General features: G+C 72.4%; 12 protein-coding genes and 1 riboswitch. Of the genes, 10 read left to right on the top strand and 2 right to left on the bottom strand.

From position 1 onward, the window contains the following. Positions 1 to 96: 96 nt before the first annotated feature. Positions 97 to 1,671, top strand: coding sequence for a penicillin-binding transpeptidase domain-containing protein (locus JYK18_RS42210; protein WP_307796310.1), 1,575 nt, complete (start codon positions 97 to 99; stop codon positions 1,669 to 1,671). Here the strand turns inward: JYK18_RS42210 and JYK18_RS42205 are convergent. After that, positions 1,658 to 2,167, bottom strand: a complete 510-nt coding sequence (locus JYK18_RS42205; protein WP_307796309.1) for an MOSC domain-containing protein — start codon at positions 2,165 to 2,167, stop codon at positions 1,658 to 1,660. The genes JYK18_RS42210 and JYK18_RS42205 overlap by 14 nt on opposite strands. 182 nt (positions 2,168 to 2,349) lie before the next feature. Between JYK18_RS42205 and JYK18_RS42200 the strand changes: the two genes are divergently transcribed. From JYK18_RS42200 to JYK18_RS42170, 7 genes are all read left to right on the top strand, one after another. Further along, a complete protein-coding gene (locus JYK18_RS42200; RefSeq protein ID WP_206809585.1) occupies positions 2,350 to 3,828 on the top strand; it encodes a potassium/proton antiporter in 1,479 nt (492 codons plus the stop codon). Between the two features lie 350 nt (positions 3,829 to 4,178). Next, positions 4,179 to 4,856, top strand: coding sequence for a M23 family metallopeptidase (locus JYK18_RS42195; RefSeq protein ID WP_206809584.1), 678 nt, complete (start codon positions 4,179 to 4,181; stop codon positions 4,854 to 4,856). Between the two features lie 64 nt (positions 4,857 to 4,920). Then, positions 4,921 to 5,035: riboswitch (SAM riboswitch) on the top strand. 37 nt (positions 5,036 to 5,072) lie between these two features. Further along, positions 5,073 to 6,404 carry an aminotransferase class V-fold PLP-dependent enzyme gene (locus JYK18_RS42190; protein WP_206809583.1) on the top strand — a complete coding sequence of 444 codons (1,332 nt, stop codon included), beginning with the start codon at positions 5,073 to 5,075 and terminating at the stop codon, positions 6,402 to 6,404. 32 nt (positions 6,405 to 6,436) lie between these two features. Continuing rightward, positions 6,437 to 7,867, top strand: a complete 1,431-nt coding sequence (locus JYK18_RS42185; protein ID WP_206809582.1) for a pyridoxal-dependent decarboxylase — start codon at positions 6,437 to 6,439, stop codon at positions 7,865 to 7,867. A gap of 4 nt (positions 7,868 to 7,871) precedes the next feature. Next, positions 7,872 to 8,654 (top strand): hypothetical protein, encoded by a 783-nt coding sequence (locus JYK18_RS42180; protein WP_206809580.1) that lies wholly within the window; start codon positions 7,872 to 7,874, stop codon positions 8,652 to 8,654. Then, a complete protein-coding gene (lspA, locus tag JYK18_RS42175; RefSeq protein ID WP_206810025.1) occupies positions 8,644 to 9,234 on the top strand; it encodes a signal peptidase II in 591 nt (196 codons plus the stop codon). Before JYK18_RS42180 ends, lspA begins: the two co-directional genes overlap by 11 nt. After that, positions 9,231 to 10,154 (top strand): RluA family pseudouridine synthase, encoded by a 924-nt coding sequence (locus JYK18_RS42170; protein ID WP_206809579.1) that lies wholly within the window; start codon positions 9,231 to 9,233, stop codon positions 10,152 to 10,154. Before lspA ends, JYK18_RS42170 begins: the two co-directional genes overlap by 4 nt. Positions 10,155 to 10,160: 6 nt before the next feature. On the opposite strand, the gene JYK18_RS42165 is transcribed toward JYK18_RS42170, so the two are convergent. Then, positions 10,161 to 11,162 (bottom strand): AsnC family protein, encoded by a 1,002-nt coding sequence (locus JYK18_RS42165; protein ID WP_206809578.1) that lies wholly within the window; start codon positions 11,160 to 11,162, stop codon positions 10,161 to 10,163. An 83-nt stretch (positions 11,163 to 11,245) separates the two neighbouring features. Here JYK18_RS42165 and JYK18_RS48205 point away from each other — a divergent pair, with 83 nt between their 5' ends. Beyond that, on the top strand, positions 11,246 to 12,898 hold the full coding sequence (locus tag JYK18_RS48205) for a DUF885 domain-containing protein (RefSeq protein WP_307796307.1): 1,653 nt from the start codon (positions 11,246 to 11,248) through the stop codon (positions 12,896 to 12,898). After that, positions 12,895 to 14,541, top strand: coding sequence for a DUF885 domain-containing protein (locus JYK18_RS48200; RefSeq protein ID WP_307796306.1), 1,647 nt, complete (start codon positions 12,895 to 12,897; stop codon positions 14,539 to 14,541). The genes JYK18_RS48205 and JYK18_RS48200 overlap by 4 nt, the downstream gene beginning before the upstream one ends. The last annotated feature ends 10 nt before the right edge of the window (positions 14,542 to 14,551 follow it).

Below are 14,551 nucleotides of genomic sequence, written 5' to 3'. Positions count from 1 at the left end.
CTTTCCCAGTGGTCTGGACAAGCGGCCATTCGGGCTAACGAGCCGAACGGTCGTGCCCGGGACTTAAGCTGGGGCGGACAACTGGGGGGTTGAGCCGTGACGCGGTCGGTGAAGCGCTGGGTCCTGGCGGTCGCGGCGGTGGCCGTGGTGGGCATCGTCGCGGCGGCGGTGGTGTTCCTGTCCCGCGACGGCGAGCCCGCGCCGGTTGCCGCGGCACCGGCGCCTGGACCTCGGGAAACGGTCACCCGGTACCTCGCCGCGCTCGGCAGCGGGGACCATCGCGCCGCCGCGGACCTGACCGATGACCCGGCCGCCGCGCTGCCGGTGCTCGACGCCGTGCGCACCGGGCTGAAGGCCGAGAAGCTGACCGCGAAGCTGGTTGAACTGACGGAGACCACGGCGAAGGTCGGCTTCGACTGGAAGCTCGGGGTCAGCGACTGGCGGTACGACAGCACGATCGAATTCGCGCAACGCGACGGCCGGTGGCTCGTTCACTGGACCCCTGCGCAAATCCATCCCAAGCTCACCGCGGACAAGCGGCTGGCCGTCAAGAGCGCCGAGGGCAGCCCGGTGCTCCTCGATCGCGACGGCAAGACCATGTTCGTCCGCGAGGGCAACGGCACCAAACCGGTGGAGGGGCTGCGGGTCGACCCGCTCATCGCGCGCGTCGCCGGATACGCCGCCGAGCACGCCCCGATCGCCTGGTCCGTCGAACTGCGCGACGCCGCGGGCACCGTGCTGGAAGATCTCGGCGGCGCGCCCGGCCTGGTCGCCGAGCCGTTCGTGTCCACCCTCGTCACCGGAACGCAGCAGGCGGCGCAGCAGGCGGTGGACTCGGTCGGTGGCCCCGCGATGCTGGTGGCGATCCAGTCGTCGACCGGCCGGATCCTGGCGCTGGCGCAGAACGCCGCCGGCGGTGCCGAGCCGAAGGCGGTGTCCGGGCTGTACCCGCCGGGGTCCACGTTCAAGATCGCCACCGCCACCGCGGCCATGCGGGCGGGCACCGGGCCGGACACCGTGCTGGACTGCCCCGGGGAAGCGCGGATCGGCACGCGCACCATTCCGAACGACGACCGTTTCACCATTCCGCCCTCGCCGCTGCACACCACCTTCGCGCGGTCGTGCAACACGACCTTCGCGCGGCTCGCCGGGGAACTGCCGGCCGGCGCGCTCGCCGACGCGGCGACCCGGCTCGGCCTGAACGCGGACTTCGACATCCCCGGCCTGGCCACCGAGGCGGGCAAGGTGGAGGCGTACGAGGACGAGGCGAAGCGGGTCGAGGCGGGCATCGGCCAGGGCGACGTGGTGGCCAGCCCGTTCGGCGTGGCGCTGATGACGGCGACGGTCGCGAGCGGGCAGCCGATCACGCCGTCGCTCTGGCGCGACGACGCGTCCGTGGTGACCACCGGGTACGAGGCCCCGGAGGCCGAAGTGCTCGGCCCGTTGCGCACCATGATGCGGGAGGTCGTCACCGGCGGTACCGCGCGAGAACTGGCCGAGTACGGCGAGGTGCGCGGAAAGACCGGGACGGCGCAGTTCGGCGACGGCCGTGGCGCGCACGGCTGGTTCACCGGCTACCGCGGTGAGCTGGCGTTCGCGGTGCTGGTGGAGGACGCCGGCTCGTCCGGGCCCGCGCTGAAGGTGAGCGCCCGGTTCCTCAGCGCGACCTGAAGAAGTCGCGGAACTCGTCGACGATGGTGGGGGCGCCATCCGGCTGGGCGATGATCCGCACGGGGTCACCGGCGCGGACCGGGCCCGGGGTGATCACCCGCAGGTAGGCGCCGGGCCGGGCGTGCTCGACGAAGCGCTTGATCCACCGCGGTTCGGCGATCTTCCCGGCGAAGGTCGCGCACGGCACGCGCGGGCAGCTGACCTCCAGCACCAGTTCCTCGCCGACGAGCCAGCGCTGCCCGATCGGGGCGCCGGTGAGGTCGAGGCCGCTGGTGGTCAGGTTCTCGCCGAACGAGCCGGGCGGCAGTTCGCGGCCGAGCAGCCGCGACCAGCGCGCCAGGTCCTCGACCGCGTGCGCGAGCACCGCCTGCTCCTCGCCGCCGTGGTTGCGGTGGTCACCCACGTGATCATCGTCGAGCCCGCTGCCCGCCGGTCCCGGCACCCGGACGAGCACCGGGCCGGGGACCGGTCGCTTGTGGAATCCCGTGGTGGGCACGGATTTCCACGGATTCGGTTGCGCGGAGCCGATATTCACCGAGTGCACCAGGGGCATGTCGGAAGTCAACCATTCGGCCGAATCGGGGGACAGCCATTTTCCGTTGCGCCGCACCGATGTCACCACGCGAACGCGCGTTCACTATTCTGAGTGAGCGATCAGGTGGCGAGGGGAGGCGGCGGATGGACCAGCTCCCGGTGATTCTCGGGGCCGGCGCGGCCGTGCTGCTCGTTTCCGTGCTGGCGGTGCGGGTTTCGATCCGGCTCGGGCTGCCCTCGCTGCTGCTCTACCTCGGCATCGGCGTGCTGATCGGCGAAGCCGGGCTGGGCCTGGAGTTCGAGAACGCCACGCTGACCCAGTCGCTCGGCCTGGCCGCGCTGGTGATGATCCTCACCGAGGGCGGCCTGACCACTCGTTGGCAGACCGTCAAACCGGCGCTGTGGCCGGGAATCGCACTGTCCACTGTGGGCGTGGGGGTGAGCATCGCGATCACCGGCGGGGCGTTGCACCTGCTGCTCGGGCTGGACTGGCGGATGGCGCTGCTGTGGGGCGCGGTGCTCGCCTCGACCGACGCCGCCGCGGTGTTCTCCGTGCTCCGCTCGGCGGGCATCGGGAAGCGGCTGGTCGGCACGCTGGAGATCGAGTCCGGCATCAACGACGCGCCCGCCTACATCGCCGTCGTCGTGCTGGCCACCGGGACCACAGTGGACTGGACGCTGCCGTTGCTGGTGGTCTACGAGCTGGGCGCGGGACTGCTGATCGGGCTGGTGCTCGGCTGGGTGGGCGCGGCGGCGCTGCGCAAGGCGGCGCTGCCCGCCACCGGTCTCTACCCGGTGGCCACGGTCGCGGTGTGCGTGGTCGCCTACTCCGGCGGTCAGCTCGCGCACGCGTCCGGGCTGCTGGCCACCTACGTCGCCGGGGTGGTGCTGGGCAACTCCCGGCTGCCGCACCGGTCCGACACGCTGTCGTTCGCCGAGGGGCTCGGGTGGCTGGCACAGATCGGGTTGTTCGTGCTGCTCGGCCTGTTCGCCTCGCCGGGCAGGTTGTTGGAGAGCCTGGTCCAGGGCCTGGTGGCCGGGGCGGTGGTGCTGCTGCTGGCGCGGCCCGCCTCGGTGCTGATCTCCGCGCTGCCGTTCAAGCTGCCGTGGCGCGAGCAGGTGTTCCTGTCGTGGGCGGGGCTGCGCGGGGCGGTGCCGATCGTGCTCGCGATGATCCCGCTCGCCGAGGGCGTGCCGGGGGCGCAGGAGCTGGTCGACGCGGTGTTTGTCCTGGTCATCGTGCTGACCCTGCTGCAGGGCGCGACGCTGACCCCGCTCGGCCGGTGGCTCGGGCTGTCCGATTCGACCGAGGCCAGGGAGATCCAGGTCGACGCCGCGCCGCTGGACGAGCTGGGGGCCGAACTGCTCCAGGTGCGCATCCAGCGGGGGTCGCGGATGCACGGCGTGTACCTGTCCGAGCTGCGCCTGCCGGTGGGGGCTTCGGTGAGCCTGGTGGTCCGCGGCGGCAAGTCGTTCACGCCGCAGAGCACCAGCCGTCTCCAGGAGCTGGACCAGCTGCTGGTGGTCACCACCGAGGCGGCCCGGTCGGCCGCCGAGCGGCGGCTGCGGGCCATCGACAGGGCGGGCAGACTGGCTCGCTGGCGAGGCGAATCCGGTAGCTGATGCGGCCTGAGCAGCTGTGACCCGGCTCGAGAGCCGTGGCCCGGCCGAGTAGCCGTGACTTGGCCTTCGCGGCCATGGCCCGGCTCAAGTCGCCGTGACCTGGCCTGAGTAGCCGTGCCCGGCTTGAGTGGCCGTGGTCCGGCTCGAGTAGCCGTGGTCCGGCTGGAGTGGCCGCGGCCCGGCTCGAGTAGGCGTGTGAACCCGTCTGAGCAGCGATGATTCAGTGTGACTTGGGTCACTTAACGCGGTTTTGTCTCACCTCGTGTATTCCTAACTTCCGCCGAATGGCTTACGTTTCGCTCGCATTGACTAACCCGAATGGTGGGTAGCGAGTGTGGGGAGCACGAAGCGTGGCTGACTCGTCGAACCTTCGTGGGCTGGCGGCGGTCGCCGTGCTCGCCGGTGGGGTGCTGCTGGCGCCGTCTGCTTCGGCTGCCGAGGCGTTCCCCGTCTTCGCCCTGCCGTTCGAGGCTGGGCAGCAGGTCAGTTCGGCGGGCATCCATTCGGACAACGGCACCAGCGGGGTCAAGAACGCGCTCGACCTGAGCCCCCGCGACGGCCTGGTGCGCGCGCCGCTGGCCGGCACGGTCCGGCTGCAGCACTGCGACGGCGGCGACTGGGTGACCATCGACCACGCGGGTGGCTGGCGCACCGGCTACTACCACCTGGAGCGCATCGCGGTCACCGACGGGCAGGCCGTCGAACCGGGCGCGCTGCTCGGCGAAACCGGCAACGCGCTGCCCTGCGGTGGCAGCAGTTCCGGCGCCCACGTGCATTTCACCCTGTGGACACTGCCGGACGGGACCGCGCGGTCGGCGGACGCGCTGGACGCCGGGAACTGGGACGGCCTCAGCTACGGCCAGGTCCACTCCCGCATTGCCGAATCGCACGGGGAACCCGTTGACGGCAAGGAATTCGGCGGCTGGCGGTTCACCGAGGGCACCACGCAGTACAGCGGCGTCGCGACGCGTGTCGCCGATGGCGAGGCGGTCCAGCTCCCCGGCCGGTTCCGGTACGAAGCGGAGTGATCGCCATCTCACCCACTGGGCGGCCCTGGCGCGGGCGCCGCCCAGTGGGTTACCTTTTCGGCTAGGTCATGAGTGCCAGCGTCAAGCCCCGGCTAGCTGGCCGGCAACCCTCCAACCGCGGTGGGGTGCCCCGGGTGAGGACCTGGCTCGTCACGAGGTGTGGCGGGCAAGCGCGGATCCTCTCGGTCGGGGGTCCCGACATCGAGGAGGCCCCCCATGACGCTCGCACTCGAACGCACCTGCACCGTCCCGGAAGTCGCCGGTGCCGCGCTGTCCGTGCCGCTGGTCAACGGCGGTGAGATCGGCTACGCGAACCTCGACCACGCCGCGAGCGCGCCCTGCCTGCAGCGGGTCCGCACCGCCGTCGACGAGTTCCTGCCCTGGTACGCCAGCGTGCACCGCGGCGCGGGCTTCGCCTCCCAGGTGTCCACAAAGGTCTACGAGCGCACCCGGGAAGTGTTGCGGCGCTTCACCGGCGCCCGCTCCTCGGACGCGGTGATCTTCACCCGCAACACCACCGACTCGTTCAACCTGCTGGCGAAGTGCCTGCCGCGCGAGACCTCCGTGGTGCTGTTCGACACCGAGCACCACGCGGCGCTGCTGCCGTGGCGCGGCCCGCGCGTGCACCGCGTGGAACCGCCGCGCACCAGGCTCGCCGCGGTGTCCGCTGTGGACAGTGCGCTGGCGGAGTGCGCGCCGGGTCCGCGCCTGGTGGTGCTCACCGGCGCGTCCAACGTGACCGGCGAACTGCTGCCGGTGGCCGAAATCGCCGCGGTGGCGAGGAAGCACGGCGCGCGGATCGCGCTGGACGCGGCCCAGCTGGCGCCGCACCGGCCGTTCTCGCTGCGCGAGCTGGACGTGGACTACGTGGCGCTGTCGGGGCACAAGCTGTACGCGCCGTTCGGGGCCGGTGCGCTGGTCGGCCGGGCCGACTGGCTGCGGGCCGGGCAGCCGTACCTCGCCGGTGGCGGGGCGACCAAAGCGGTGCAGCGCAACGGAAGCGCCGAGATCGGCGTGGTGTGGAACTCCGGGCCGGAGCGTCACGAAGCCGGTTCGCCCAACACGGTCGGGGTGTACGCGCTGGGTGTGGCGTGCGAAGCGCTTTCGGAGAACTGGGATGCCATCCGCGAGCACGAGGACGCATTGCTGCGGCGGTTGCACCGCGGGCTGTCCTCCGTTCCCGGCTTCGCGGAACTGCGCCTGTTCGACGCCGACGTCGACCGCGTCGGCACGCTCAGCTTCGTCATCGACGGCTTCGAGCCCGGCTGGCTGGCCGCGGTGCTCTCCGCGGAATACGGCATCGGCGTGCGGGACGGCGCGTTCTGCGCGCACATCGCGACGCGGCGCCTGATCCGGCACGCGGGCGGCGAGGGGCAGCAGGCGGTGCGTGTCAGCCTCGGCCTCGGCAGCACCGAGGAGCACGTCGACCGGCTGCTGCTCGCCCTGCGGCAGATCGTCGCCAGGGGAGCCCGCTGGGAGTACGGCAAGGTCGACGGCCGCTGGGCGCCGACCCCGGATCCCCGGCCCCTGCCGGATTTCCTGGCCTAGACGCGCGCCCGTGCGCGTGATCTTCTGCGGGTATGGGAGATCCGCTGGAGGAACGCGACGCGACGGCCGAAGCACTGCGACTGGTGGCCGACGCCGCCGGGCCGTACCTGGCTTCGCTGGGGGACCGGCTGGTCCACGACCCGGCCACCGCACCGCTGCTGGACGAGCTCGACGGGCCACTGCCGGAAGGCGGTGACGGCACCCTGCCCAGCCTCCGCGAGCTGGTGCGGATCGGCACCGAGGCGGCCACGCATTCGTCCGGTCCGCGGTTCTTCCACTACGTCGTCGGCGGTTCGACCCCGGCGGCGCAGGCCGCGGACTGGGTGACGTCGCTGCTCGACCAGGTCGCCGGGCTCTGGCCGACCTCGCCCTTCGCGGCCCGGGTGGAGACCGTCGTACTGGGCTGGTTGAAGGACCTGTTCGGCCTGCCCGCGTCCTACGGCGGTGTGCTGACCCCGAGCGCGACGCTGGCGAACCTGACCGGGCTGGCCGCCGCCCGGCACTGGTGGGCCGAACAGCACGGGGTGGACGTCAGCGCCGACGGCCTGCTCGGGTTGCCGCGCCTGCCGGTGCTCTCCAGCGGTTACGTGCATCCCAGCAGCCGCAAGGCGTTGCAGATCCTCGGCTGCGGCCGCGACACCGTGCGCGTGTTCGCCCGCGACGACGCCGGCCGGGTGGATCTCGCCGCGATGGAAGCGGAACTCGCCGCGGTCGACGGCCCGGCGGTGATCATCGGGAACGCCGGTGAGGTCAACGCGGGCGACTTCGATCCCATCGCCGATTTGGCCGACCTGGCCGAGAAGTACGGCGCGTGGTTGCACATCGACGGTGCGTTCGGCCTCTTCGCCGCGGTCTCCCCGAAGACGGCGCACCTGGTGAAGGGCGTCGAGCGCGCCGATTCCGTGGCCGCCGACGGGCACAAGTGGCTCAACGTGCCGTACGAGAGCGGGTTCGCCTTCCTGCGCGAACCCCGGCGCCTGGTGCAGTCGTTCGGCATGCCCGACGCGGCGTACCTGCCGGTCGGTGACGAGGCCAGGATCAACTACAACTCGCTCGGCCCGGAATCCTCCCGCCGCGCCCGCGCCCTGCCGATCTGGGCGACGCTGCGTGCCTACGGCCGCGACGGCCACCGCGCGATGATCGAGCGCCACCACGAACTCGCGCGGCTGCTCGGCAAGCTGGTCGACGAGGCGCCGGACCTGGAACCGCTCGCGCCGCCGGGCCTGAACGTGGTGTGTTTCCGGTACCACCACGAGGGATTCGACGACGAACGGATGGACGAGCTGAACCGGCGGCTGGGGGCCGAGTTGCTGGCGGACGGCCGGGTCTACGCTGGCACGACCGTGTACCGGGGGCGGGTCGCGCTGCGGCCGGCGATCGTCAACTGGCGGACCGGCGCGGCGGACATCGCCCTGCTCGTCTCGGTGGTGCGGGAGATCGGGGCCAGGCTGGCCAGGGGGTAAGTACGTGCGCGAACCGATTTCGGCGAACCGGCGGGACTACTGGGTCCCGCTGCTGCTCGCGGCGGTGGCCCTGCTCGCCGCGGTGGTGTTCGTGCCGAGAACGGACTTCGGCTGGTTCGCCTACGCCCCGCAGGGCGAGCCCCTGATGGTCCAGAGCCTGTACGCCTATGCCGATTCGGGTGCCCTGGTCGCGTTGCAGAGCCCGCAGCCGTTCTCGGCGTTCGGCCGGTGGCCGGTCGCCGCGCTCCTGGTCTTCGCGGTGACCGTGGCCTGGTACGTCTTCCAGGCCAAGTCGCGGCCGTCGGCGTGGCGGGTCGCCCTGCTGGTGGCCGGCGGTGCGGCCGCGATCCTGGTGCTGTCGGCCTTCGGCGGGGCGAGCTGGACCTCGATCGACGAGTCCGGCTTCCTGACCACCTTCGTGCTGCCGCTGGGCGGGCTCGGCCTCTGCGGCCTGGCTTGGGCGTACTTCGGCACCGGCCGGGGGCGGAAGGTGGCGGGCTGGACCGGTGCCGTGCTGACCGGGCTGGTGGCGAGCATGCTGCTGGCGATGGCCCTGCCGGACCTGGGCGACCTGCTCGTCTACGTGGTCGGCCTGCTGGTGCTCGCCGTGCTGGAGCGCAGCCTGCTGCTCGCGGTGGTGGCGCTGCTGGTCGTGGTGGGCTCGCTGGAGATGATCCCGGCGCCGCCGGGCCTGGTGCCGGGGCTGGTGCTGCTCACCGGGGCGATCGCCGCGCTGGTCACGCGCCGTGGACAATGGCGTGGTGAGCGACCAGCCGATACCGCCTGAAGCCGAACCGAGCGAGGGCGGCGCCGTACCCGACGCGCCTGAGACGCCTGAGCCGCCTCAGCCGAAGCGCCGGGTGGTGCTGCTCGCGGTGATCGCGGTGCTGGTGCTCGCCGTCGACCAGGTGACCAAGGCGATCGCGGTGGCCGAACTGGAGTTCGCCGAGCCGGTCCGCATCCTCGGCGGCGCGGTCTACCTGCAGCTGATCCGCAACTCCGGCGCCGCCTTCGGCATGGCCGCCGGGATGACCTGGGTGCTCGCGCTGATCGCGTGCGCGGTGGTGATCGCGCTGATCTGGTTCGCCAAGCGGCTGCGCTCGCCGGGCTGGGCGGTCGGCCTCGGGCTGATCCTGGCCGGTGCGCTGGGCAACCTGACCGACCGGTTCTTCCGCGCCCCCGGCGTGCTGCAGGGCCACGTGGTCGACTTCGTCTCGGTGTTCGCGCCCAACGGTGACGTGTGGCCGGTGTTCAACGTGGCCGACTCGTCGCTGTTCGTCGGCTGCGGCCTGATCATCCTGCTCTCGCTGCTGGGCAAGGACTACGACGGCAAGACGATCGAGAAGAAGAAGGTCAGGAAGTCGTGAGCGGGCGGATGCTGCCGGTCCCGGACGGCCTGGACGGGATGCGGGTCGACGCCGGGCTGGCCAAGCTGCTCGGACTGTCCAGGACCGCGGTCGCCGAACTGGCCGAGGCCGGGGAGGTGCTGCTCGACGGCAGGCCGGCGGGCAAGTCCGACCGGCTCACCGCGGGGGGCCTGCTGGAGGTCACCCTGCCCGAGCCGCGCACCGTCGAGGTGGTCGCCGAGCCGGTCGAGGGCATGCGGATCGTGCACGAGGACGACGACATCGTGGTGGTGTCGAAGCCGGTCGGCGTGGCGGTGCACCCGAGCCCCGGCTGGACCGGGCCGACCGTGGTCGGCGGGCTCGCCGCCGCCGGGCTGCGCATCTCCACCTCGGGCGCGGCCGAGCGCCAGGGCGTGGTGCACCGGCTCGACGCGGGCACCACCGGCGTGATGGTGGTGGCCAAGAGCGAGCACGCGTACACCGCGCTGAAGCGGGCGTTCAAGGAACGGACCGTGGACAAGGGCTACCACGCGCTGGTCCAAGGGCATCCCGATCCGACCAAGGGCACCATCGACGCGCCGATCGACCGGCACCCCCGGCACGACTACAAGTTCGCCGTGGTCGCCGGTGGCCGGCCGAGCGTGACGCACTACGAGGTGGTCGAGGCGTTCCGTGCCGCGTCGTTCGCCCACATCAAGCTGGAAACCGGGCGCACGCACCAGATCCGCGTGCACTTCGCGGCGCTGCGCCACCCGTGCGTCGGGGACCTGACCTACGGCGCCGACCCGGTGCTGGCCCGGCGGCTGGGGTTGTCGCGGCAGTGGCTGCACGCCAGGACGCTCGGCTTCGCGCACCCGGCGGACGGCCGCTGGGTCGAGTTCGAGGCGGAGTACCCCGACGATCTGGCTGACGCGCTGGAGAAGTTGCGCGCCGAGTCCTAGCCGGCGTCAGTCCTCGATGGACCAGGTGAGGGAGCGCTCGTCCACCTCGGGACGGGCGTTCCAGCGCACCGACACCACGCGCGTGGCCTCCGGCAGCACGTAGACGGTGTGCCCGCCCGCGGTCTCGCCCGGCTGCACGCCGATCCGGTGCGGTGGCCGCGACGACAGCGAGACCGGTGCCTTGCCGACGGCCTTGCCCTCGGCGGTGATCAGCTCCAGGTAGTTGTCCGGGAGCGAGACGAACGGGATCTGGCCGCGGTTGGTGATCTCGGTGTGCACCACCACCGCGCGCTCGCCCGGCTCCAGGCTGTACCCGGCCGCGCTGAACAGGAAGTCCGCCGGGTCCTGCACCTCGAGCAGTTGCAGGGCGAGGCGTTCGCCTTCCAGGCCCTGGGTTTCCAGCACCTCACCCGGTTTCCCGGTGCGCTTGCCCGCGGGCGCGCCGTTGCCCGACGGCGGCTGGTCGCCGCGCGCCCAGGAAGCGCTCTGCGGTGGTCCCCAGGTGCTCATCACCGGGTCGGCGGGCGGGGGCGGCATCGGCGGGCGGTGGACCTGCTGCTGGGGCGGTGGCGGCGGTTGCTGCGGCGGCCGGGCGGGCGGCGGCTGGTAGCGGCCGGACGGTGTGCCCTGCACGGCGTACGCCCCGCTCGGCACGCCGTACGCGCCGCTCGGCACGCCCTGGACGCCCGGTCGCGGCGGCTGGCCGTGCACGTTGTACCGGCCGGACGGCGTGCCAGCCACGTTCTGCGGCGGGGGCGGTGGCTGCTGCTGTTGCGGCTGGGCTGGCGGGCGCGGGCCGGCTCCGCCGACCAGCGCGGCGCGCAGGCCGTTCGGGTCGCTCTCCACGCCGACCAGCAGCGGCAGGCCGCTGCCCGAGAGCGCCACCAGCCGGTAGGCCACCTCGCGCGGATCCATGCCGACCTTGGCGGCGAGTTCGTGTACGGCCGTCTTGCCCACCTCGGCCAGTGCGGCGAGCAGGCGGGCATCCACGGGATCGGTCACGGCCACAGCCCGTCACGCTACCGCCTCCCTCACTCGAGTTCGGACTAGGCTCGGGTGACCTACGCCGATCCGACCCTGGGGGACGCCTGATGACCGAGGCCGTCGCACTCGCCGACGAGTTCACCGACCTGCTCTTCGAAGCCGATCCGCTGACGCCGGTGCTGCTCGGGCTGGACCAGACCCGCCCCGGCCTCGGCGACCCGAGTGCCGAGGCCGAGCAGGCGCAGCGCGCCCGGCTGGTGGCCATCGCGGACCGCGCGGCCGCGCTGGACCGGTCGGCACTCGGCGAGACCGACCGGGTCACCGTCGACGTGCTGATCACCCTGGCGAAGGCGCACATCGACGGCATCGACGCCCGCCTGACCGAGTTCACCATCACCGACATGTTCATCTCTCCCGCGGTGAGCCTGCTGACCACGCTGCCGATGATCACCGTGACCGAGGGCGCGAGCGCCGAGGCGCACCTCGGCCGGATCGCCGCCATCCCGGAGTACCTCCAGCGGGTGGCCGACCGCCATCGCGCCGGGGTCGCGGCCGGGCTCACCCCGGTCGCGCACCTGGTCGAGTCGGCGATCCAGCACCTGGATCGCTACCTGGGCGAGCCGTCGCAGGACCCGCTGCTCCGCCAGTCCGCGCCCGACGAGGAGTTCGAGCGGCGCCGCGCCGAACTGCTGGAGTCGTCGGTGCGGCCCGCGTTCGCCGCCTACCGGAAGGTCCTCGCCGAGGAGATCGCCCCGCACGGCCGTCCGCTGGACCAGGTCGGGCTCAAGTGGCTCCCCGGCGGTGACGAGATCTACACCGCGCTCGCCCGCAAGCACACCACCACCGACCGCACCCCGGAGGACCTGCACGCCACCGGCCTGCGCCTGATCGGCGAACTGGCCGAGGAGTACCGGGACCTCGGCGGCCGGGTGTTCGGCACCAAGGACCTGGCGGAGATCTTCCAGCGGCTGCGCACCGATCCCGCGCTGCGCTGGAACAGCGCCGACGAACTGCTGGACTCGGCCCGCGCCGCGATCACCAGGGCCGAAGCGGAGGCGCCGAAGTGGTTCGGCCGCATCCCGCCGCAGCCGTGCGTGGTCGAGCCGGTGCCCGAGGCGGAGGCACCGGGCGCCCCGGCGGCCTACTACCTGTGGCCCGCCGCCGACGGCTCGCGCCCCGGCACCTACTTCGCCAACACGCACGAGGCGACCGAGCGGTTCCGGCACATGTCCGAGGCGGTCGCCTTCCACGAAGCCATTCCCGGGCACCACTTCCAGCTCAGCACCGCGCTCGGCCTCGACCACCTGCCGCTGCTGCGGCGGATCGGCGACTTCAACGCCTACGCCGAGGGCTGGGGCCTCTACACCGAGCGGCTCGCCGACGAGATGGGCCTGTACTCCGACGACGTGGCCAGGCTCGGCATGCTGAGCTGCGACTCGATGCGGGCCGGGCGGCTGGTGGTGGACACCGGGCTGCACGCGCTGGGCTGGAGCCGCCAGCAGGCGGTGGACTACCTGACCGAGCACACCCCGATGCCCGCCGTGGAGATCGAGTCCGAAGTGGACCGGTACATCGCCTTCCCCGGGCAGGCACTGTCGTACATGGTGGGACGGCTGGAGATCCAGCGCATCCGGGCTGCGGCCGAAGCGGCACTGGGGGAGCGGTTCGACATCCGCGCCTTCCACGACCTGGTGCTCGGCGGCGGTGCGCTGCCGCTGTCCGTGCTGGACGCCGTGGTGACCGAGTGGGCGGCGAAATGAGCGCCGTGAACGAGCTGGCCCAGGAGTTCCTCGACCTGCACTTCGAGCACCAGCCGATGACGCCGCTGCTGCTCGGCCTCGGCGTTCCGGACAAGCAGCTGCCGGACTTCGGCGCCGAGCCCGGCTACCGGGCCAGGTACGTCGAACTCGGGGACCGGGCCGAGGCGGCGGAGGCCGGATCCGCCGAGGAGGAGGTCACCCGCCTCGCGCTGATCGACTTCGCGCGGTCCGAAGTGGCCAAGATCGACGCGCGGGTGACCGACTTCTCGGTCAGCGACATGCAGGTCGGGCCGGCGCAGCACCTGCTGCTGGTACTGCCGGTGCCGTCGGTGGCCGACGAGGCGGGTGCCCGCGCCCACCTGGACCGGCTGCGGGAGGTGCCCGCCTACCTGGACGCGGCGATCACCCGGCACCGGGCCGGCCTGGCCGACGGGCTGCGCGCGCCGGGGTTCCTGGTCGACGCCGGGATCGCCGGGGTGGAGCGGTACCTGAACGCGCCCGAGAACGACCCGCTCCGCCTGACCCCCGGCGTCGACCTGCCCGGGTACGCCGAGGAGCAGGACCGGTTGCTCGCCGAGGTGGTGCGCCCGGCGCTGGCCGGGTACCGCGACTTCCTGGTGGCCGAGCTGAAGCCGGGTGCGCGCGGGGAAGACCAGCCGGGCGTCTGCTGGCAACCGGACGGCAAGGAGCGCTACGCCTCGCTGGCGCGGGTGTACACCACCACCGACCGGACGCCGGAGGAGTTGCACGCCACCGGGCTGGAGATGATCGAGAAGCTCGCCGAGGAGTACCGCGAACTGGGCATGCGTGTGCTCGGCACCGAGGACCTGCCGGAGATCTTCCGGCGCCTGCGCGAGGACCCGAAGCTGCGCTGGCGCGACGGCGAGGAACTGCTGGACGCCGCGCGCGCGGCCATCCGGCGGGCGGAAGCCGTCGCACCGCAGTGGTTCGGGCACATCCCGGAGCAGGCGTGCGAGGTCACCTCGATCCCGGAGTCCGAGGCGGAGGGCGGCACGATCGCCTACTACATCCAGCCGCCGCTGGACGGTTCGCGGCCGGGGGTCTACTACGCGAACACCCACCGCGCCGAGGAGCGGCCGCGGCACACCAGCGAGGCGATCGCCTTCCACGAAGCCGTGCCGGGGCACCACTTCCAGTTGTGCACCGCGCTCGGGCTGGACCACCTGCCGCTGGTGCGGCGGATCATGTCGGTGGACTCGTACCTGGAGGGCTGGGGGCTCTACACCGAGCGGCTGGCCGACGAGATGGGCCTGTACTCGGACGACGTGTCGCGGCTGGGCATGCTGACGCAGGACTCCATGCGCGCCGGGCGGCTGGTGGTGGACACCGGGATGCACGCGCTGGGGTGGAGCCGTCAGCGGGCGGTGGACTTCCTGGTGGAGCACACGCCGATGGCGCGGCTGGAGATCGAGCTGGAGATCGACCGGTACGCGGGCTGCCCCGGCCAGGCGCTGGCGTACATGGTGGGACGCCTGGAGATCCAGCGCCTGCGCGCCGACGCGGAACGCGAACTGGGGGAGCGGTTCGACATCCGCGCCTTCCACGACGTGGTGCTGGGCGCGGGCATCGTTCCGTTGCCGGTGCTGGAACACGTGGTGCGGACGTGGGTCGCCTCCGCCTGAGGCCGTCGAG

The sequence above is a fragment of the Amycolatopsis sp. 195334CR genome (genome assembly GCF_017309385.1).
In the GTDB taxonomy this organism is placed as follows: domain Bacteria; phylum Actinomycetota; class Actinomycetes; order Mycobacteriales; family Pseudonocardiaceae; genus Amycolatopsis.
The sequence above is the reverse complement of the archived record's forward strand: the minus strand, read 5'-3'. Positions and strand labels throughout refer to the sequence as shown.

Coding starts and splice junctions, on each gene's coding strand:
- JYK18_RS42200 (WP_206809585.1), top strand. CDS start 2,350: ATGGACCAGCTCCCGGTGATTCTCGGGGCCGGCGCGGCCGTGCTGCTC.
- JYK18_RS42190 (WP_206809583.1), top strand. CDS start 5,073: ATGACGCTCGCACTCGAACGCACCTGCACCGTCCCGGAAGTCGCCGGT.
- JYK18_RS42185 (WP_206809582.1), top strand. CDS start 6,437: ATGGGAGATCCGCTGGAGGAACGCGACGCGACGGCCGAAGCACTGCGA.
- JYK18_RS48205 (WP_307796307.1), top strand. CDS start 11,246: ATGACCGAGGCCGTCGCACTCGCCGACGAGTTCACCGACCTGCTCTTC.
- JYK18_RS48200 (WP_307796306.1), top strand. CDS start 12,895: ATGAGCGCCGTGAACGAGCTGGCCCAGGAGTTCCTCGACCTGCACTTC.